Source organism: Streptomyces sp. NPDC001156 (genome assembly GCF_053598275.1).
Genome location: NZ_JBSFJX010000141.1, coordinates 1 through 20,278, shown reverse-complemented (window position 1 = coordinate 20,278; position 20,278 = coordinate 1). Strand labels below are relative to the sequence as shown.

General features: G+C 67.6%; 12 protein-coding genes and 4 pseudogenes. 5 read left to right on the top strand and 11 right to left on the bottom strand.

The features are described from left to right. The first annotated feature begins 755 nt into the window (after positions 1-755). Entirely contained in the window at positions 756-1,709 is a 954-nt protein-coding gene (locus ACWDA7_RS37795; protein ID WP_450610607.1) for a Ppx/GppA phosphatase family protein, read from the top strand. A 505-nt stretch (positions 1,710-2,214) separates the two neighbouring features. Here ACWDA7_RS37795 and ACWDA7_RS37790 read toward each other — a convergent pair. Together ACWDA7_RS37790 and ACWDA7_RS37785 are read right to left on the bottom strand one after the other, a co-directional pair. Continuing rightward, complete coding sequence (locus ACWDA7_RS37790) at positions 2,215-2,805, bottom strand: DUF308 domain-containing protein (RefSeq protein ID WP_450610605.1); 591 nt, start codon at positions 2,803-2,805, stop codon at positions 2,215-2,217. A 316-nt stretch (positions 2,806-3,121) separates the two neighbouring features. Continuing rightward, a complete protein-coding gene (locus ACWDA7_RS37785; RefSeq protein WP_450610610.1) occupies positions 3,122-4,441 on the bottom strand; it encodes an IS256 family transposase in 1,320 nt (439 codons plus the stop codon). A 129-nt stretch (positions 4,442-4,570) separates the two neighbouring features. On the opposite strand from ACWDA7_RS37785, the pseudogene ACWDA7_RS37780 reads away from it, so the two are divergent. Further along, positions 4,571-4,915: pseudogene (locus ACWDA7_RS37780) on the top strand (DUF6083 domain-containing protein); the annotation flags it as partial. Between the two features lie 1,131 nt (positions 4,916-6,046). On the opposite strand, the pseudogene ACWDA7_RS37775 reads toward ACWDA7_RS37780, so the two are convergent. Then, a pseudogene (locus tag ACWDA7_RS37775) lies at positions 6,047-6,289 on the bottom strand (recombinase family protein); the annotation flags it as partial. Positions 6,290-6,308: 19 nt separating this feature from the next. Continuing rightward, positions 6,309-8,627 carry an ArnT family glycosyltransferase gene (locus tag ACWDA7_RS37770; RefSeq protein WP_450610603.1) on the bottom strand — a complete coding sequence of 773 codons (2,319 nt, stop codon included), beginning with the start codon at positions 8,625-8,627 and terminating at the stop codon, positions 6,309-6,311. A 543-nt stretch (positions 8,628-9,170) separates the two neighbouring features. Between ACWDA7_RS37770 and ACWDA7_RS37765 the strand changes: the two are divergent. After that, positions 9,171-9,644, top strand: a pseudogene (locus tag ACWDA7_RS37765) (NF041680 family putative transposase); the annotation flags it as partial. 172 nt (positions 9,645-9,816) lie between these two features. Here ACWDA7_RS37765 and ACWDA7_RS37760 read toward each other — a convergent pair. The 7 genes and pseudogenes from ACWDA7_RS37760 to ACWDA7_RS37730 all read right to left on the bottom strand — a co-directional run bounded on the left by ACWDA7_RS37760 (position 9,817) and on the right by ACWDA7_RS37730 (position 16,757). Next, the gene (locus ACWDA7_RS37760) at positions 9,817-10,926 is read right to left on the bottom strand and encodes a PP2C family protein-serine/threonine phosphatase (protein ID WP_450610601.1); all 1,110 of its coding nucleotides are present in this window, start codon (positions 10,924-10,926) and stop codon (positions 9,817-9,819) included. A gap of 991 nt (positions 10,927-11,917) precedes the next feature. Then, positions 11,918-13,147, bottom strand: coding sequence for a CaiB/BaiF CoA transferase family protein (locus ACWDA7_RS37755; RefSeq protein WP_450610599.1), 1,230 nt, complete (start codon positions 13,145-13,147; stop codon positions 11,918-11,920). Positions 13,148-13,152: 5 nt separating this feature from the next. Then, on the bottom strand, positions 13,153-14,367 hold the full coding sequence (locus tag ACWDA7_RS37750) for an acyl-CoA dehydrogenase family protein (protein WP_450610597.1): 1,215 nt from the start codon (positions 14,365-14,367) through the stop codon (positions 13,153-13,155). Between the two features lies 1 nt (position 14,368). Then, positions 14,369-14,557 (bottom strand): hypothetical protein, encoded by a 189-nt coding sequence (locus ACWDA7_RS37745; RefSeq protein WP_450610595.1) that lies wholly within the window; start codon positions 14,555-14,557, stop codon positions 14,369-14,371. A 70-nt stretch (positions 14,558-14,627) separates the two neighbouring features. After that, positions 14,628-14,831 (bottom strand): annotated as a pseudogene (locus ACWDA7_RS37740) (CoA transferase); the annotation flags it as partial. A gap of 153 nt (positions 14,832-14,984) precedes the next feature. Continuing rightward, positions 14,985-15,884 (bottom strand): LysR family transcriptional regulator, encoded by a 900-nt coding sequence (locus ACWDA7_RS37735; RefSeq protein WP_450610608.1) that lies wholly within the window; start codon positions 15,882-15,884, stop codon positions 14,985-14,987. A 558-nt stretch (positions 15,885-16,442) separates the two neighbouring features. Then, positions 16,443-16,757: a hypothetical protein gene (locus ACWDA7_RS37730; RefSeq protein ID WP_450610593.1), complete on the bottom strand. Its 315-nt coding sequence runs from the start codon at positions 16,755-16,757 to the stop codon at positions 16,443-16,445. 1,032 nt (positions 16,758-17,789) lie between these two features. Between ACWDA7_RS37730 and ACWDA7_RS37725 the strand changes: the two genes are divergently transcribed. Together ACWDA7_RS37725 and ACWDA7_RS37720 are read left to right on the top strand one after the other, a co-directional pair. Next, positions 17,790-19,274, top strand: coding sequence for a CoA transferase (locus ACWDA7_RS37725; protein ID WP_450610591.1), 1,485 nt, complete (start codon positions 17,790-17,792; stop codon positions 19,272-19,274). A 16-nt stretch (positions 19,275-19,290) separates the two neighbouring features. Beyond that, positions 19,291-20,193, top strand: a complete 903-nt coding sequence (locus tag ACWDA7_RS37720; RefSeq protein WP_450610589.1) for a hypothetical protein — start codon at positions 19,291-19,293, stop codon at positions 20,191-20,193. Positions 20,194-20,278 lie beyond the last annotated feature (85 nt).

Below are 20,278 nucleotides of genomic sequence, written 5' to 3'. Positions count from 1 at the left end.
GGTGTACAGAAAGTGCGCCGGCGACAGCTCAATTCCCACGACGAACAGAGCGAGCGCGAAGGGCACACACTGCGCGAGGGTGCAAAGGAACCCGCCGTGATCGCCCGCTCGCAGCTCAGGGCGCGGACGGAGAAACCAACCCATGGGTACAGCCTGCCTCGCTGGTCTTCGGCGCGCACCGAAGCTGCTCCCCCCGCTAGGACGTCCTCGGCCCGATCCAGCCCGATTTCGCTCCCCCGGTGAGCACTCTCCGTGAAGTGGACGTGTTGGCGGGGTCCCCAACGCCTTCGTCGCCCGTAAACGGCATGCCGCCCTCTGCGTGACCGCCGTCGGGTCGGCTCTGTTGCACGGGGCCGGCCCACGGTGAAGCAGCCGAGCCCTATTTCTCCGTGTCCGCCGCCTCCATCGCCTCGAAGGAGCACGTCCAACGGGCCTGCCGTGCGGTGCGGGTGCAGCCGATCCCGGGGCACCGCTGCGGCTGGGGCTCTGCCTCGAGGTGTCGGGGCGGGCGCTGGCAGGCCAGGCCGTGGGGGCCCGCGATCGACGCCCTGGGACTGCTGCGGGGGATGCCGGATCTTGGCCGCTCGTTGCGGGAAGCGGAGCTTGCTGCCCCGGCGGGTACGAACAGTGACACAATGATGACAGGGTGGATGCGGTGTGGTGTCTGCCGCCTCCCGTTGGCAACGAGAGGTCTTGGGGATTCGGTCCGCCCTGTCCGGGTGCGGGACCGTGCGGTGTCGGAGAAGGGTGGCTGGATGCGGCAGGCGAGTGTGCTCGATGTCGGGTGCCACAGCGCTCTCCTCACTGTGGTGCGGTGGCGACCGGGTGCGGAACTGGAGCCTGTCTTCTCGTACAAGGTGCGACTGCGACTGCACGAAGCGCTCGACCGGCAAGGGCGCCTGAGCAGGGCCGGGGTTAAGAGTGTGCAGCGGGCCGTGGCCGAAGCGATCGGTGCGGACCCGCACCTGCGTCCGCGAGAGGTCTTCGCATTCGCCACCTCCGTGATCCGGGACGCCCCCAATCGCGATGAGGTCATCGCACGGGTGGCCCTCTCGACCGGCACATGGCTGCGGGTGCTCCCCGGCGAGGAGGAAGCGCGACTGGCCTATGTGGCCGCACGCCAGTGGGCGGGTTGCGCGGCAGGGCCCTTGTTGATGTTGGACATCGGCGGTGGCACCGTGGAGATCGCCGCGGGTACGGGTGATCAGCCCCGCGTGGTGCGTTCACTGCCGCTGGGCGCACGAACGATCACGCGCAATTGGCTCCCCGGCGGCACTCTCACGTCCACGCGGACCCTGGCAGAGGTCCGGCACCATCTGCGCCGCTCGTTGAGCCAGGCGCCCGGCGTGCCGCAGGCTCAGCGGGGTGAACGTGTTCTCGGCTGCTCCAAAACCTTCGAGCAGCTTGCCCGGCTCACCAACGCCCAGCGGAACAAGCCACGGCGAAGGCCACGACGGCTGACGCTGCCTGAGCTACGCGCGGTGATTCCTTTGCTGGCCGGCATCGGCCCGGAGGGCCGTGCCGCCCTGGCGGGCATCTCACGGCACCGCGCCGAGCAGTCCCTGGCGGGAGCACTGGTCGCCGAGAGCCTCATGGAAGCGTGCGGTGTGGACAGTGTTGAAATCTGCCCCTGGTCCACCCGGGAGGGGCTACTTCTTGAACATCTGGGCGTCATCGACAGCCCAGTCCATCACCGACGTGCCAGCTGATGCCAGCAGACAAGGACCCTGTCAACAGCACCAGCAGAGTCACGGCATTGGCTTTAGCGACAATGCCGCGTAGTTAGAAGCCGTATCTCTGTCGATCATGAGGACGGCTCTGATCGAACACGGCCTTTGTCGGGTGATCTCGGCCGGGTGGTTGCCTGAGTACAGGGCCCCTTGGTAGCTCGGGTCTGCGACCACTCGAGTGCCAGGAGGCGCTGTTGTTCCAGTCTTGCGTGACGGTCCCCGTCTCGTCCAACTCCCGCGTGTCGTCGCGCGATTGCCTCGCGCACAGGTTCGGGGACGCGGCCGACACACCCAGTCCATAACTGATCCTGCTCAATCGCTCGATATTCAAGCCGGACGGAGGGCTAACTGGTCCGGCTTTTCCATCAGTTGTTGCGCAATATCAGGCCAACGGCGGTGGAGGCAGCTGCCCACAGCTTCGGCAGCCGTCCTGTCCCTGAGGCGAGACCGGGGCATTGGCTGACCAGCCAGCGCGGGGCTGTCTTCAGGCAGTCGGGGTTGGTACTTGGCGGGCTCGCCGGGCCAGCAGACCGGCCTGAATGATGAAGAACACGCCGCCGGCCGTGGTGTACAGGACCAGAATGTCGAGCTTGGGCTGGTCGGCGAGGGCCTGAGAGTTGTGGCCGATCCCCGCGAGGATGGACAGTCCGCCCGCGAGCAGCATCGGCCACTGCTTGCCGAGTTCGGGGGCGCGCCGCCGGAGGCCGACCAGTATCTGGGCTACGCCTGAGATGACGGCCCAGGCGCCGAACACGTGCAGCACCGCCTGTGTTCCGTTGGCGCCTGCCACGCCGAGAGCGAGGGCCACGAGGGTGCTGAGCATCCCGTTGAACAGCGTAAGCCGACGTTGCGATCCGTCCGTAAGATTACGGAAGGCGATGAACGATGACACTGCGTCGATCAGCGGATAGACGACCAGCAGCGTGATCGCTGGGGCGTTGAGGGAGTCGTGGTCGGCGGAGAACGCCGCAGCCCATGCCACGGCCAGGATGCCGCGGCCCAGGTACAGCCTCAGCAGCGAGGAGCGGTGGGTGTTGGCAAGGGGCGTGCGGGATGTCTGAGTGTTCGTGCTCATGGGGGCTGGCCTTTCTCAAGGTGGCGAGTTGGGGGGGCCGATCGGATGCCGGGCTGGGGGGCACCGCGGCGCGGCTGCCGCCAGGACGGTCACACGTCGTCTCATGACTTTTCGATCGGTGAAGAAGGTGCCTGCCTGACAGCGGCGGCGCATGTGCGCCTCCTCGCGTGCGTGTTCGCCCCGGCTGGGCCGTTCGTAGGACAGCCCCGTCGCCACGTCGGCTACTTGAGGTTGTCAATTCCTTTGTGTATGTAGAGGCGTGCGTCTTTGCTGGTCGGGCCGTCGGTGGTGGTTACTGCTGGTGATCTTGTTGGGGTCAGAGGGGGAGGCGGTCGGGGAAGGCGAGCATGAAGTGGTTCATGGCGCGCTTCCAGCCGAGGGTGCCGGTGCCGCGGACGCGGCCTTGGGGAATGGGGCCGTCGCCGTCGATGTGGCGGCCCTCGATGCGGCGGATGCCGAGGTAGAGGAGTTTGATGGCGGCGTCGTCGGAGGGGAAGTGTCCGCGCGTCTTGGTGATCTTCCGCAGTTGGTAGTTCAAAGATTCGATCGCGTTTGTGGTGTAGATCACGCGGCGTATCTCGCGGTCGAAGGCGAGGAAGGGGATGAATTCCTCCCAGGCTCGTTCCCAACTGGCAAGCAAACCAGGGTAGTTCTTGCCGTAATCGGAGCGCAGCTCGTCCAGGGCGGACAGCGCCTCGGACTCGGTACTGGCGGTGTAGATCGGCTTGAGGGCGGCGGCGACCTTCTTGCGGTCGGTATAGGAGACGTACTTCATCGACGAGCGGATCAGGTGCGTGACACAGGTCTGGACCAGGGCCTTGTCCCAGACGGTGTTGATCGCCTCCGGGAGGCCGGTCAGCCCGTCGCAGCACACGATCAGCGCGTCGCGCAGGCCGCGGTTCTTGAGCTGGGTGAGCACGTTCAGCCAGAACTTCGAGCCTTCGGCATCCTGCAGCCAGATGCCCAGCACGTTCTTGATGCCGTCGACGTCGACGCCGATGACCAGGTGGGCGGACTTGTTGGTGACCATGCCGCCGTCCCTCACCTTCACGCTTAGCGCGTCGATGTAGAGGATGGGGTAGACCTCGTCAACGGGCCGGTTCTGCCAGGCAGTTATCTCATCGGCCACCACATCGGTGATCTTCGACACCAGGGCCGGGGACACCTCCGAGCCGTAGACCTCCTTCAGGTGCGCGGTGATGTCCCGGGTGGTCATGCCACGGGCGTACAGGGACAAGATCATGTCGTCGACCTGGGCCAGGCGCCGCCTGCCCTTGGGCACGATCACCGGCTCGAACTCCGCCCTGCGGTCCCTTGGCACGTCGACGGTGACCGGGCCGGCCACCGTCGTCAGCGTCTTGGGGTAGGAGCCGTTGCGGGAGTTGCCCGAGCCGCGGCCGGTCGGGTCGCCCGCCTCGTAGCCGAGGTGGTCGGCCATCTCCGTCTGCAGGGCCCGCTCCAGGACCGCCTTCATCATCTGCTGCAGCAGGCCGCCCTGGCCGTCGATGCCGACCCCGGCCGCCTCCGCGTCCGCCAGCAGCCGATCGATCGCGGCGGGCGACAGGGCCCCGGCCAGTCGGCGGGATGCCTCCTCGCGGGGCTCTGCGGACTCGGCGTGCGGGGCGTGCTCGTTCATCAGGTCACTCACTGTGCGTCACATTCCTGGTGTCAGCCGGGACCCGACCAGCACCCAGCAAGATCACCTCTTGCACAGAGGAGTAAACAGCCTCGGCTACTTCGGTGTGTTGCCTGGCACGGTGCCCGCATGTGCCCCAACAACCGCGCCTCGACCGGCTGCCACTGGGACGGCAGCCCCCGCCACACCCGCCACCTCCGCCCCCTGCGGGTGGCCGCCACTAGCCCTGGCCGCCTGCTGCGCGCCGGCCAGAGCGGCCGCTGCCGCCGGTGCGGCAATCGCATCGACGTCTACCAGCGCGCCGACCAGCGCCCCATCGCCCTGCACCCTGCCGCAGTGGCGACGGCGCAGGTTCCGGACTGCTGCCGCTGGCACCTCAGTGGCGGTATCGCCTATCCCCACGGCGACGGCGGCGCCTGGTGCCGCATCCCGCACGCCGTGCTTTGCCCGGGCGGCATTCCCACGGCCCGGCTCGGCCTCCACCTTGAGGCGGTGCGCCGCCAACTCGCTCTCCGCACCCGCCGCCTGATCGACACCGGCGCCCTCAACCCCGCACCGCCCGCCGATGACACCCCTGCCGCCGACGCCTCCGACCCTGGCCGCCCGGTCGTGCAGATGCTTCTGTCCCGCTACCTCGCGGGCAGCACCCTCGAGGACATCCGCTGCGTGGCCCAGACCCGGTACCGGCGCCGCTGCACCCAGCCCGTCCTTGCCACCACCGGCCCGGCCGGAGCCTGGACACTACTGCCCACCGGCCCCCAACACGGCCAACTCACCCTGCCCGACACATTGATGGCCGTCTACAACCTCAGCCACCTGCCCTACGCCGAGCAGGAACGCTGGCGTGCCCAGCGCTGCCCCGCGCGCGCCGCCGCCTGTGGCGCCGCCGATCTCGCCCTGGCCGGCTGGCACGTCTTCGACCCCCTCCTGCACGCAGCGCACATCCGCACCCACCTGCCGCACCCCCCCCGGCCGCCGTCCCAAGAGCGGGTGACGATGCCGCACCACGCCCTCGAGATCGCGCTGACCCGGCCCCTAACCACAGACGAACTTCGCCACGCCGCCCGGACCTGGCCGCTCGCGGCCAACCACGACGCCACCCGTCTGATGGCCCTCATGAGCGCCAAAACCCCCGACCGTGCCGCGCACCGCCTGCGCCGCCGCCTCAGCACCCAGCTGCCCATCGACGTGATCACCAGCCACTATCCAGACGCGCACGGCAAGATCCTGCTCAACGCCGCCTCCCCCCCGGGCCACCCACACCGCCCTCAAGGCCACAGCCCGAAATGCGGGACAGACACCCGAACGCTTCGTGGAACTGGCCCTCCACCGAGCTCTGGCCGAACACACCGACCAGGAGGCCGACCGGCTCGACCGGGAGGTGCGCCGACTTCTAGCCCACACCACACCCGCCCACTTGCTGTCCGCTGTCGGGCACGCGCTCACCCGGCTTCCCGACCACGACCACTACCTGAAAATCTGGGCCCTCACCCGACCCAGAATCGACGCCGACTTCCTGCTCCTGGACGAAGCACAGAAGGCGAGGTTCTCCTTGACGAACTCCACCCGCACCCGCTTGCCGGTCAGCATCCGCACCAGGCGGCGAAGGTCGTCCAGGTTGCGTGCGAGCCGGTCCATGGAGTGCACCAGCACCGTGTCGCCTTCGCGCACGAACGCGATCAGCTCTTCCAGCTTCGGGCGGGCCGTGTCCGTTCCGGAAGGCCTTGTCCGTGAAGACCCGTTCCACCTCCACGCCGTCGAGCTGGCGGACGGCGTTCTGGTCGACACTAATGCGCAGGAGTCGATGACCTCACAGGTAAGCGGCGCCGGTGGGGCGACCAGGGCCATTCGGTCTCGCATCATGCGATCACTGGCCCGGTGCGCACCGGTACAGCGTCTGGGCGGTGGCGCCTTCGTGGGCCCTTCCCGAGAAGGCCGGGAGCGTGGGTGTGGTGCCCGGGGAGTCCGTGCCACCGTAGGTGGAGGCGGGGACGCGCGCACAGGCGGACCGGACCCAGTCGGTGATCTGCACCGTGGCCGTCGTCCCGCTGCCGCCGCCGAACATGCCTCCCATGCCGCGACCACCGCCCAGCAGCACATACCGCAGCTTGCCGGAGTCGACCAGCTGCCGGAACTGGGTCTCGCTGGGGAAAGGCACCCTGCCGCTGAAGCCGCCGAGCGGCAGGACATGGGCACCGGTGCCGAGGATGAACGGCGACGCGCCGCTCCAACTGGTGGTGGCGAAGACGTATGCGGCCGAACCCTGGTGCGCGGTGGCGTAGTCGAGCAACTTCCGCTGGGCCGCGCTGAGTCCGCCGTGCTCGCCGACGCTGCCGAAGCCGCCCATACCGGCGCGGGGCCCCGCGCTGCCGCGAGCCGTACCGCCGCCCCAGCGCGCTCGGCCCATCCGGCCGCTCGCCGAAAACGCCGAGCCGTGATTGCGGTTCATCCCGGACGGGCCGACCGAGCCCATACCGGAGCTGCCGTACGAGGGATTGAACACCTGCACCGCCCAAGCGCTCGGCGCGATCAGCACCGCCGCGAGGGAGGCGGCAAGCCCGGCGAGTGCGAGTCGGCCGCCGGACGGGGTTCGACCGGGGCGGGCCAGCACCAGCAGGACGACCGCAGCCAGGCCGAGCACGCTCACCGCTGGGGCCAGCCACGGCAGGAACGACGGGAACTCTGCGGCGAGGTACGCGCTCCACGCCGCCGTCGCGGCCACTGCGCCCGGCAGCACCCATGCACGACGGCCGCCGGCCCGGTAGGCGCGCCACATCAGCGTGATACCGCCCCCGGTGAGTGCGGCGAGCGGCACCGCGATCACGCCCATGTAGTACGTGTGGCCGCCGACACTGCCCGCGCTGAACACCAGGAAGTACGTGGTCAACCAGACACCCCACAGCAGGAATCCGGATCGGATCCGGTCGGTGCGCGGCCTGCCCCGTCGCCACATCAGACCGCAGACGGCGGCGATGGCGGCGAGAGGGTAGAGCCATCCGGTCTGCGAGGCGAGAGACGGGCCGAACATCTTCGACCAGCCGTTCTGACCACCGCCCCAGCCGCCACCACCGGCCTGGTGCGCTGCGCTCGTCCGGGCACCTCCCTGCCCGCCGCCGTACCCGGCACTCCCGCCGTACGCGCCACCGTAACCGCCACTGCCGCCGTACCGAGCGCTTCCGTGCCCGCCGTACTGATCCGCGCCGAACGGTCCGTTCCGGCCGGGCTGCCCCGCCCGGCCGGTCTCGCCCTGCCGATCGACGCCCCATGCCGCCTGCTGTCGGTCGTGACCGCCGCCCTGCGTCGCGCTCACGCTGCCGGTGGAGGCCGCGCTGATGCCGAGCGAGGAGAAGCGGTTCAGGAAGTTGTAGCCGATGACCATGCTGAACGCGGAGTTGTTGGTGGTGCCGTCCACATAGGGCCGGTCCTTGACCGGGGCGAGGGTGACCGCGAGCATCCAGGACAGCGAGACGGCGGTCATCACCACCGCGGACAAGCCAAGGTGCGCCAGTCGTTTCCGCAGGGTGATCGGCGCCGAAGTCAGGTACACCAGGGCGAGCGCGGGCAGCACCGCCCACGCCTCCAGCATTTTGGTCTGGACGCCGATCCCGACCCATACTCCGGCCAGCACCAGCGGACCAAGCCGGCCGTCCCGGGCGGCGCGCTGGGTGGCCTCGGCCGCCAACAGCACGCACAGTGTGAAGGCGGGGTCCTCGACAGCGGTACGGAAAAGCCCCACGGCCACCGGAGTCAGGAGGAACGCCGTAGCGGCGATCAGTGCCGCATTGGCCCCCGCCCAGCGCCGCACCAACCGATACAGGACCAGCAGACTCGCGACGCCCTCGATGACTTGAGGAAGGGTCAGCGCCCACGGATGAAATCCGAAGATACGAGCGGAAAGCGCTTGGGGCCACAGGAATCCCGGCAGTTTGTCGAGCGTGATGGAATTTCCCGGGTCGAAAGAGCCGTAGAAGAAGGCCTTCCAGCTCTCCGTCATACTGCGGACGGCGTTCGCGTAGAACGTGTGGTACTGGCTGTGGTTGATTCCCCATGCGTAGAGCACGGCGGCGAGCACGGTGATGACCAGCAGTGCGGGGCGCGCGTACGCGGGCTGGTCCACCGGCGATCTCCATGGCGCGCGACGATCGGCACTGGTGGGCACGGTGGGGTCGAGGACTGTCGTAGCCATGCGCAGTAGTCTTCGATACGGCACGCCCCCCGCTCCGCCGAAGTGGCCCGATTCGAGGAAATTCTTGTCAGACCCGGGGCAATCCTTTAACCGGACCCGGCGGGATTTCAATCGGCGAAGTGCCGTTCATTACCTGCCCTATAAGTCCGCCGCACACAGAGAATAAACAGCGTACACACAGCTTTTTCCCAACGGGCTGGATCTCGGCCGGATCCCAAGTGATGTGCGACGAGCGCAGAATCGGACGGAAGCCGTTCTGGCGTCCGATGAATTCACGTCCGGATTCCGTCTCACAGCAGTGCCGCCAGGCGCTTCACGCTGCGGCTGCCCTCACGGCGTACGCCCAGAGGGATCAGGGCGGCGCGGGTCGGCAGGCGCACGCCCCCCGTGAACGCGACCCGCGGGCCCGGTCCACCGGGATGCAGTGGGGACTCACGGGGAACAGCGGCGCCGAGCGCGCTCCTGACCAGGTCAGGGAGTTGCTAGGTCAGCCGCCATCCGAATAGGCCGTCTTCCAAACTAGTGGCTCGTCACGACCGCGACCCCAAACCCGTCTGGCTGTGGTCCTCGGCCGCCGACGCCACACCCGCGGACGTGGACCGCTGGTGGCAGTCGTTCCTTCGCCGCTTCGACCTGGAGCACACGTTCAGACTGATGAAGCAGACACTCGGATGGACCGCCCCGAAGATCCGCCACGCCGACATCGCCGACCTGTGGACCTGGCTCATCATCGCCGCCCACACCCAGCTCCGACTCGCCCGGCCCCTCGCGGAGGACCTCCGCCGGCCCTGGGAACGCCGCACCGAACCCCGCCGCCTCACCCCAGCCCGCGTCCGCCGCCGGTTTCGCAACCTCCGCGCCACAACCACAAGACCGGCGACCGCACCGAAACCCACACGATCAGGCCCTGGACGGCCTCCCGGCTCGAACAACAAGCACCGGGCCAAGCGTCACGACGTCGGCAACACAGTCAAACGCGCCGAGTCAATCAAGGAACATCAAGCTCAGCGACGTTAAACGCCAAGCTCAGGTGAACAAGCGTCGGTGCCCGACGGAGAAGGACGCCGACGAGGCGATGCCGAGAGGAGTGCCCCAAGCCGTCCCGGGCTCGGCCACGGAACGAAGAATGGCGGTGACTTCACTGTCGTCGGCGAGGTCTGGCCGAGCACGCGGAAGTGGCGGGCTGGTTTCACAGGCGCACGACGACCAGGGCGGTGTCGTCGTTGGCGTCACCGGGTGGGAGCAGGTCGGTGAGTACGGCGTCGGCGAGAGCTTCGGGATCTTCTGCCCGGTGGCGGGCCAGGGAATCGGCGAGCCGGGCGAGGCCGGTGTCGATGTCTTCGCGGCGGCGTTCGATCAGGCCGTCGGTGTAGAGCGCGAGGACGGCGCCCTCGTCGAAGGTCGCGGCGGCCTGGATCCGGGGGGCGTGTTGAGGGCGGGCGTCCAGTGGGGGGTCGGTGGCCTGGTCCAGGAACTCGACGGTCCTGTCCCTCTGCACGAGCGCGGGTGGGGGGTGGCCGGCGCTGCTGTAGGTGATGGTGTGGGTGCCCCAGTCGATGAAGGTCGTGGCCACGGTGGTGTTCTCGGCGCCGTCGATGGTGCGGGCGTACAGTTCGACGACTTCCAGGGCGTGGGCGGGGTCTTCGGCGACGGGGGAGGCGGCGCTGAGGGCGCTGCGCAGTTGTCCCATGACGCCGGCCGCGGGAAGGCCGTGGCCGACGACGTCGCCGACGGCGACGGCGATACGGCCGCCGGGCAGGTCGATGAGGTCGTACCAGTCGCCGGCCACATTCAGCGCTTCGGCGGCGGGCCGGTAGCGTACGGCCGCCGGGTGGCGGCCGACCGGGCGGGGAGCGGGCAGCATGGCTTCTTGCAAGGTCAGCGCGACTTCACGGGCGCGGATGAGTTCGGTGACGTCCTCCACCCGGTGCAGCAACAGCGCCAGTCGCCCGTCGGGGCCGAATACGGGAACGTCGGTCAGGTTCCAATACCGTTCGTGCCATACCCCGGGCTGATCGGGGTCCTCCACGTCGTAGCGCTGCAGCTCTACGGTGCTGGGCTCACCGGTGTCCGCCACCCGGCGCAGCGACGCCAGAACCTTGAGCAGGAGAGGCTCGGCGGGATCTTTGTCGGGGAGGTCCTCGGGCACGAAGCGACCGACCAGCTGCTCGCGGGTGAGGCCCCGGAGGCGGACGAACTCCGCGTTGGCGTCCGCGTAGACCAACTGCGGGGTCACCAACGCCACCGCCCCGGGGAGGGCCCGGAACACCGCCGCGTAGTCGACCTCAGGTTCCGCCATGACTTTCCCGCCTTGTCACTGCCGCTGTCTGTTTTTCCACGATACGACCGGAGTGTCACAGCTCGCCCTCTGGCGTCGTAGGCCAAACATTCCAGCCTGACGTCACACTGGAGTACCGGCGGTCCGGCATGCTGCCGACAGGCCGGCCCGACGGGACATACCAACTGCCCACGCCCACCAGCGCGAGCATCAGCCCGAGCCAAGTCACACCCTCTCTGTGCGGAGTCGCAGTTGTCCTTGGCGACCTCGTGCGAGTCCATGCTGGCGTCGAACTTGCGGTTCTCCACGTACGCCACGACCTCTTCGCCGAACAAACCAGTGCCCTTGGTGCAGCCCTAGAAGTGAGGGCTGTCCGCCGCGAAGTGACGGGAGCGGCGAACGGATACGTCGGGATCGGAGTGGATGCTCAGTGCCCCTGTCACGACCCCCTGGCGGGTCTGACACCAACGGCTGACACCGACAAGCACGAACAGCGACGATCGACGCTGAACCTCAACGGACTGTCGGTCGAGGCACTGCACGGGGTGTGCGACATCAGCAGCTCCCGTGATCTACCTGATAAGGATGCGGGCCGATCTCAAAGCCTGTGCGCGGCCGTGCCCCATCCGTGCCCATTAGGCCGGGAACTCACGGAGAATCGCGGTCATCAACAAGGATCGCGCACGGCGAAGGCCCCTGACCTACGTTGCTGGTCAGGGACCTTCAACCTGCGTAGTGGTTGGGGGATTTGAACCCACGGTGACTCAGGCCACGACGGTTTAGACCGTGCGCGGGACCTGGGCTGCGGGAGTGCGGCTTGTCAGCCGACCGCGGGGAGATCCCCAAGTTCACGGTCTGCCGCCATCCGAAGGCGCTCCGCAACGTTCGTGTCATCGGCGACGTCTCGCGCGGTCGGCTGCGTTCCTGTGCCCTGGCCGGTTGGCGGTGTCGGGCGGTGTGTCGCCGCGGCGCTCGTGGGGCACCGTGTCGGCCGCTTCGGGCGCCGTGCTCATCAGGCGGCCTCCCTTTCCGTCGTGCCGGGGATCGCTCCCTGGGCGCGCAGCCGGGCGGTCTCGGCGGGGCCGAATCCCAGCTCGGCGAGGATCTCGTCGTTGTGCTCGCCCTGGTCAGGCGCTCGCTTCGCCGGCACCTTCGGAATCCCTCGGACGTTGACGGGGCTGTTGATGGTGTAGTTCAGCTCGCTGACTCCTTCCAGGGGTACGACGATGTCGTTCGCGCGCAGTTGTGGGTCCTGCGCGGCCTCCTCGGGTGTCTGGATGAGGCCGTAGATGACGCGTTCCCGGTCCAGGGCGTCATTCCAGTGGGCGAAGGGCCGTGAGCGGAACTCGGCGTCGAGCAGCTCGGTCAGGGCGGCGGCGTGCTTGGTGAAGCCCTCGGGATCCGTGAAGCGGGGATCCTCGATCAGTTCGAGGTGCCCGATGGCTCGCGCCAGTGCCGGCCACTGCGCGGTTCCGTTGGCCAGCATCAACCACCGGCCGTCCGCGGTCCGGTAGGGGTTGGTCAGCGCGTTCACCGGTGCGGTCCGGTCGTGGAGCTCGAACGGTGTGCCGTTGGCGAGTGCGCCAGCGACGAGTGTTCCCGTGGCCCAGACGCCCGTGGCGAGCAGTGACGTTCCAACGCTGATGCCTTGTCCGGTCCGTTCGCGGTGGTAAAGGCCGGTCACGATCGCCCCGTAGATCGCGGTCGCCGTCGTGTAGTCGCCGCTGCCCCAGACCGGCACCGTGGGCGCGGCTCCCGCATCCCGGGTGGAGGCCAACAGCCCGCTGCGCGACCAGAAGGCGGTCAGGTCGAAGCCCGGCAGCCTGGCGTCGGCCCCAGCATCCCCGAAGCCGGTGAGGTCGGCGTAGATGACCTTCGGGTTCCACCCCGAGACCTCTTCGTAGCCGAGGTGCAGCTTCTCGCGCGTGCCGTGCGGGAAGTTGGTGATCACCACGTCGGCCCACTGGACGAGGCGCTTGAGGACCTCAGTGGACGCGGGGGACTTCAGGTTGATCACCATCCCGCGCTTGTTGCGGTTGGCGAGGTGCCAGCCGTAGTTGGCCTGTGCCCGGGGGCTGGGCGGCACGGAACTCAGCAGCCGCTGCGGGTCGCCAGGCCCCGGCGGTTCGATCTTGATGACGTCGGCTCCGAAGTCGGAGAGCATGGTGGCTGCGGCCGGTGCGGCGATGAAGGTCGATGCGTCGAGGACCTTCAGCCCGGTGAAGATGGATTCGGTAGTCATCGCCGTCATCCCACGAAGGCACTGTGGCCGGTGATGGACTTGCCGACGATGAGGGTCTGCATCTGGTGGGTGCCCTCGTAGGAGTAGACGGCCTCGGCGTCGGCGAAGAACCGGGCGACGTCGTAGTCGAGGAGGATGCCGTTGCCGCCGAAGATCTCGCGGCTCCAGGCGACGACCTCGCGCGTGCGGGCGGCGACGAACTGCTTGGCCAGCGAGGCGTGATCGTCGCGGAAGATGCCCTGGTCCTGCAGCCGGGCGAGCTGGATCAGCATGCCCCAGCAGGCGGTGATGTTGCCCAGGCTCTTGACGAGGAGGTCCTGTACCAGCTGGAACTTGGCGATGGGGCGGCCGAAGGCGATGCGCTCCTTGGCGTAGTCGAGTGCCAGTTCGTAGGCGCCGATCATGACGCCCAGGGCCATCCAGGCGACTCCGCTGCGGGTCAGGCGCAGGAGCTCGGCGACGTCGCGAAAGCTCTTGATGTTCTGCAGCCGGTTGGCTTCCGGTACGCGGACGTCGGTCAGGGTGATCTCGGCGTTCTGCACGATCCGCAGCGAGATCTTGCCTTCGATCTTCTCGGGCTTGAAGCCGGGGGTGCCCTTCTCGACAACGAAGGCCTTCACCCTGTTGTCGTCGACGTCCCGGGCGAAGACCACGACGTAGTCGGCGAAAGTGGCGTTGCCTATCCACTTCTTGGCGCCGTTGACGATCCAGGTGTCGCCCTCACGCTTCGCGGTGGTGCGCATACCGCCGGAGACATCCGAGCCGCCGAGGGGTTCGGTCAGGGCGAAGGCGCCGATCTTCTCCATCGTGGCCATGGCGGGCAGGAACCTGTCGCGCTGTTCCTGGTCGCCGCCGTAGTAGATGGAGTAGAAACCGAGCCCGTTGTGAACGCCGAAGAAGGTCGAGACCGAGGCGTCGGTGCGGCACATCTCCATGGAGATCATGCCGTCGAGCAGGTGGCTGACGGCTGGCTGGTGCTCGCCGTAGCCCTCGTAGGCCAGGGCGTTCAGGTCGCTGCCGCGGAATTTGTTGATCAGCTCCTCGGGCAACTCGGCCTTGCTCCAGGCCTCGTTGACCAGCGGCTTGACCTCTTCGCGCATAAGGGTGCGGGCCTTGAGCAGGATCTTACGCTCGTCGTCCGGAAGCAGCGCTTCGTATTGGTAGAAGTCGGCGGCCAGTGCGTCGTCGAGCTGCCTGAGGGGGGTGCTGTCGGCAGTCATGTCAGTTCTCCTTCTGGTTCTTGTTGCGACGGGTGTTCTCCAGGGCGGCCAGGACGGCGAGTTGCTCCCGGTCGCGGGCTTCGGCGAGTTCGGTGTACGGCGTGGAGGCATATGCCTTCTCCACGGCTTGGACGACTCGCTCCTGGTCATCGGGGTCCTGCGAGGGCTCACCGAGGTCCATCTGTGCCACGGACCGGCCGATGTGCTCGGTGATGTGGCGGTAGCGGCCGGGGCCACCGCTGGCGTTCGACGACGGGGGTGCGGCCGACGGCGGTGTCGAGGGCGGTCATGCCCGGCGTGACGCGATAGCGGCCCACCCGTATGGTGCCGGAGAGAGAGTCGATCTTGATTACATCGGCGCCGAGGTCGCCGAGGATCTGGGCCGTGTACCGGCCCATCACCACGGTCGGCAGGTCGATCACGCGTACCCCGTCGAGCGGCTCCGCAACGAAGGATTTCGCCATCGTTCCATCCCCTTCATGCTGTCTCATTGCACTTAACAACTAACGTAGCGAGGAGCGACAGAAGACGGAATTATCAAAACCGGAACAATGGTGTGACCGTAGTGGTCACACCATTTATCGGAATGCACCCGGTGGCATTTTCCGAGGATTCAATCAACGAAGGACGGGCTCGTCAAAAACCTCACGCGCGGCGACTATCAGGTCCTTCAAGTCGCCGCAGGCGCGGTCGTGGCGCCATACCAGAGCAGTGTCCAACTGAGGATGGAAGTCCGTGAACGGCAGTACCGTCACGTCTTCCAGTCGATATTCGCGCATCGGACTTTCCGGCGCAAGAATGGAAATACTGAAAGCTATGCCGCCCGAAACCACTTCGGATATCCCGGCGTAACCCGTGTCGGTGAGATCGAGGCGATTCCGGATTCCGAGGTCCGCCAACGCGCTGTCGAGCACGTCGAAATACGCCGGCCTCACATCCTTGGGCGGGGCGACGTACGCGAGGTCCCCCAGATCGGCGAGGGCGACAGACTCCCGCCCGGCGAACCGATCGGCCGGCACCGCCGCACCCATGGCCTCCGACATCACGCGCACCTGCTCCAGGGCCGGGTCGCTGAACGGCATACGGGCCAGCGCGAGCGCCAGTCTGCCCTCGCGGACACCGGCCACCAAGGCCGGAGTGGTGCCGGGCCAGCGCCGGAGCTCGAACCGCTCCCGGATGCGTTCGGTGAGCGCGCTGACCCTTGACCGGAGTGCGGGGTGAAGTCCCGGGGGAATACCGATGAGCACGGTGCTGCGCTGTACCTGGGTCGCCTCACGCAGTCGCCAGGGGATGGAGCTGAACTGGTCGAGCACATCGCGGGCGATCGGAAGGAGCGCCGAGCCGGCCGGAGTGAGCGAGACGCTATGTGTATCGCGTTCGAACAGCCGCTGCCCGAGTTCCCGCTCCAGGTCCCTGATGCGCTGGCTCAAAGGCGACGTCGCCATGTGGAGCCGTCGGGCCGCGGCCGAGAAGTTCAGCTCCTCGGCAACTGCGACAAAATAGCGCAAATGCAGCATTTCCACGTGTTCAACGATAGTCCCGCTCCGCTGGGCGAAGCGGTCCGCTGCGGGGCGACGACGAGCTCGGGCGTACCGTCGCCTGTAGCGTCGTCCGGGCGACGGCGGGCTGCACAGCGATCTGCCGTTCCAGGCGGTGAGGCTGTTGCCACGAACCGCGTCCGTCGGGGAATGCGGCGTTAGGCGGCAGACGATTCTTGCTGGTGATCGGTGGCGTGCGATCGAGCCGCGTTCAGGAGCCTGGTGTGGCTGGTGTCGTTGCTGGACTCCAACCCGTTCAAGCGAGCGGAGGTCCACGGCTCTTTGGCCACTATCACCAACAACCTCGGCAACTCTCACCGTCGACCTGACGAACCGGTCCTCCGCCCAGCCCAGAACCTGCGGTCCAGCACAGCCAGGACGTCCGCCGTTGGCCGACCCCTGCCACGTCCATTCCAGAACGGGCGGGGTCTCACGGGGATCAGGGTCCGCAGAGGTAGGTGTCGCCCGAGTCCATGCAAGTAGGGAATCCGCAGGTCGCGCCTGCGACGACCAAACCTCCCTCCTCAAGCGGCGCGCTCACCGAGTCCACACCCGTTGGAACTCTTCGGCCGGGATGGCCTCCAGCGGATCCTCTTCGGGATCGATCGCTTGGTCTGTCAGGCCGCCGTGCTCGTCCTCCAGGTGCTCCCGGCTGTACTTGTGGAGCTGGCCGGCCGAAGTCAGCTCGGCTTGCTTGATGACGATCAACTCGCCGCGGTCGGGTACGGCCTCGAGGTACCAGAGGCCGCCCTCCTCGTCAGCGTGTCGGAAGTGGTGCCGCAGGGTGGCGTCCTCATCGAGTGCTCGGAAGTACACCACGGTCTCTGTTTGGATGCGTTCCAGGTCAACCACGGGGCCATAGTGCCAGCGAGCGCACGCGGTTGCACCGTTCTGACATCCACGAGTGACATCAGCGGCGCCGGACGTCAACACTCCTAGGCGGTCTGACATGGCCACCGGGTGACTCCCCGAGGGGTGCCGAGGATCGATCGATCTCCTGAAGCGGCGGTCAGCGCGAGTGCTGTACAGCAGGGAAGTACCGCAACCACCGGAACCACTCCCGATCGCCGGCGGCCCCAGGCGGCCGTGTGGCGTGCCCAGCAGACCTCAGCGGCCACCCCGTCCGTAGTTCGCATCGAGAGGTTCATCGCGCCCCCTGCGGGACCGTTCCGAGGGGACAGCGGGGAGCCGCAGGGAACGACGGGCCCGGATTGGCTCTCTCCCAGGTCCGAGTCTGAGCAGGTCGACCAGGGGCCACATACGCCGTCTTCCAAACTAGGTATGTGGGACCGCGGCTAATCCAGAGCCGCCACCATCCCATCCGTCAGATACCCATTTCCGACAACGTGACAGTTCCCGATCTACATCTGCCGGGGTTTTGCTCGCCGGTTTCCGGGATGCGCGGCGGCATGGTGTGACTGCTGCGGTCACACCGCTATTAGCAACACGATAATTCCGTTGTCCGATATTCGTGATTACCGTTCTTCACGGTGCCTGCTCAGGGCGTGGAAGGACGTGACACTGGCGGACACACGCACCACCGGGCCGCTGCACGGTGTGCGGGCCCTTCACCACTCGACCGTGGCCATGGGCCTACTACGCGGACCGGGTCCTCTGAGATCTGGGTGCCGATCTCATTGAGATCGAGTCTCCCGCGAAACTCCTGCGTGTGAGCGAGTACCGAAACATATCGGGCATGGCCCCGCTGTACCTGGACGTCAGCCGCACTAAGCGAAGTGTGACGGACCAGGTCGTCGCCCAGGTCGAGGAGACGTAGGGCGCCGGCCCGCAGGCAGTCGAACGGCCGGGCGACCGCCGCCACCGGCGCATACGCGCCGTAGGCGCAGCCCTCGACTCCAGTTGTGCCACCACAGAAGGAGCAATGTGATAAAGACCCCGAACCAGATTGATCGGCTGCTGGCCCCGCCCGCCACAAACGATGACTTCGATCCGCACCTGCATCTGCGTGAACTCCTGGCCACCGTCGACCTCGGCGAGGCAGACGCCGGCGGCGCCGTCGACTTCATCGGCGCCGACCCCATCCTGCCCGGCGCGCTCCGTCTCGCCGGCGGCACCGCGATCGCTCTCGCGGCCAAGTCCGTGGCCATTGCCAAGATCTGGCAGATGCGCGGGGGCCGGGGCCAGGACATCGCCATGGAGTTGCGGGTCGCCCCGCACCGACTGTGCCCCTTCTACGACCAGAAGTGGGAGCTCCTCAACGGCTACCCGATGGACGATCCTGCCCGGATCGACGACGCGTTCGCAACCAATGCCTTCTACCACACGGCCGATGACCGGTGGGTGCATCCGATGGGCCCCTATCCCAAGCTCCGCAACGACACCGCCGCCCTCCTCGGCGTTCCGGAGCGGGTCGAGCAAGTCGCCAAGGCCATCGCGACGTGGAAGGCCGACGACCTGGAGCAGGCCGGCGAGGAAGCCGGCGTGATCATGCCGATGCTGCGCACGACCGAGGAACTGATCGCCACCGAGCAGTACAGAGATGTCCTCGCTTCGATGCCGCCGGTCGTGGTCGAGAAAATCGGTGACTCGGCCCCCGAGCCGTTCACGCCCGATGCCGTCACGCCGCTGGACGGCATCCGGGTGCTGGGCCGGGCGCACATCATCGCCGGCGCCGGCGCGGGCCGCGCTATGGCACTGCACGGCGCCGACGTCCTCAACGTCTGGGACCCCGACGAGTACGAGATACCGCGGCTCTACTGCACCTCCAACATCGGTGTCCGTTCAACGATGCTTGATCTGCACCGTCCCGAGGACACCGCGGTCATGCGCGGCCTGCTGCACGACGCGGACGTGTTCTACGCCAACCGCCGCCCCGGCTACCTGGCCCGCCACGGCCTCGATGCCGTCACCGCCGCCCAGATCAGGCCCGGCATCATCCACGCGAGCGTCAACCTCAACGGAGAGACCGGTCCGTGGGCCAACCGGGTCGGCTTCGACCAGACCGCCGGCAGCCTCACGGGCGTCATGCTCAAGGAAGGCGACAACGGCGTCCCAAGCCTGCCCGCGGTGCCTGTCGTCAATGACTACATCACCGCCTGGTTCCTTCAGCTCGGCATCCTGCGCGCCCTCATCCGGAGTGCCACGGAGGGCGGTTCGTACAAGGTCACGGCGTCCCTCACCCGCACCGCGCTGTGGATGCTGCAACTCGGCACCTTCGACAAGGCGTACTCCGCCGAGGTCGCGGGGAAGGTCCTCGGTCACGAGTATCTCGACCCCGAGACGTTCACCGCCGACACTCCGCTCGGCCGCTACCGTGGCGTCACCGAGCAGATCCGGATGTCGCAGACCCCGGGCTACTACACCTATCCGCTGATCCCGCGCGGCTCCCACCGCCCCGAATGGCGGTGACCCGATGATGAGCAGTGTGCTGGCCCTCGGCATCTTCACCGGGCGCATCCTGAAGGTCGATCCCCTCACCGGCGTCGTCGAGATCCTCACCGTGCGGACCGGCGCCCGCCCAGACGGCATTGTCGTGGTCGGCGACACAATCTACTGGACCACCATGGGTGAGCCGCTCGCCCGATCCGAACTCGGCACCGGTGAGGCCGCCGAGGACTACAGTCGGCACAACGGGGGATTGCATGCCTTGGCCGTCGATGGGCGTGCGGACTGCACGCCCCGAGACATCGTCGCGACCGGGGCGATCACAACGGGTAAGCAGCTCACCAGCGACGGCACCTGGCTGTACTGGGGGGACCGCGAGGGCTGCCGGGTCACCCGCGCCCGCCTCGACGGCAGCGACCTGACCGACCTCGTCGTCAACGACGGTAGCCGCGGGATCCTCGACCAGTGTGTCGGCGTTGCCGTCGACACGACCGCTGGTTACCTGTACTGGTCCGAGAAAGGGCCTGCTAAAGGCGGCCAGGGACGCATACTGCGTGCGCCGTTGGCCTTGGCGCCAGGGGAGAGCCCGAAGCAGCGCAGCGACATCGAGGTGCTGTGGGACGGCCTGCCCGAGCCCATTGACCTGGAGCTCTGTAACGGGTACCTCTACTGGACCGATCGCGGTGCCCCGCCGGCCGGCAACACCCTGAACCGAGCGCCGATTCCCGCGTCAGGGTGCCGCAGCACGCCACCCGAGATTCTCGCGGACGGGTTCTGCGAGGCCATTGGCCTGGCCATTGACCACGCCGCAGGGTGGATCCATGTGAGCGACCTCGCAGGCACCCTCCGGCACGTCCCACTCCCTGGGGGACCGGCCGCGGGGAAGGAACCGCGGACCCACTCACTGGGCGAGGCGCTCACCGGCCTCGCTGTCCTAGTGTGACGCGCCGGAAATGGCGAGTCTAAGTATTTAGCTTGTTTCAGTTCCGGGTGGGGAGATCTTGGCGAGGTAGTCGGCGAGCGAGTTC